This window comes from Halomicrobium sp. IBSBa (assembly GCF_017612575.1).
In the GTDB taxonomy this organism is placed as follows: Archaea; Halobacteriota; Halobacteria; order Halobacteriales; family Haloarculaceae; genus Halomicrobium.
Window position 1 is genome coordinate 1 of record NZ_JADPQC010000043.1, and the last position, 443, is coordinate 443.

Consider the following 443-nt stretch of genomic DNA (forward strand, 5'->3'; position numbering starts at 1 on the left):
GTTCGTAGCCGTCGCCGCGGTCCCAGGTCTTGACGACGCCGTAAATCCCGGTCTGGCGGTCGACGGTGTCGCGCCAGTGGCTCACGTCCAACTCGCCCTCGCGCTCACGGTGCCAGTTCGAAATCGTGGCCGGATAGAAGAAGTCCACCGCCTGGACTAGCTCCGTCGGTCCGAGTTCGGGAAACACCCAGCCTGACTGGAGAGTGGGGGCTGTTTTCAGCGGGCGGTAGCGGTCACGGTCGTCGTGTTTGGCGAGGGTACGGGCGTCCAGTGGGTCGTCGTACGCGTCCAGCGAATCGGCGTCTGTCCCCGTGTCGTCGACGTGGCGGAGGTCGTACACCCGCTCGTCGTCCTCGTCCAGTGTCACGGTAATCGAGAGCTCACCCCACGTCGTCGTCAGCCCCTCTCGTAACTGGTCGTATCGGTCCGGAATCGGCGTCGAC

At 65.0% G+C, this 443-nt stretch carries 1 protein-coding gene; it reads right to left on the reverse strand.

The window, feature by feature from the left end; genetic code table 11:
• The coding region (locus tag IL252_RS17365; protein ID WP_279634295.1) for a DR2241 family protein at window positions 1-443 on the reverse strand (443 nt) is incomplete at both ends.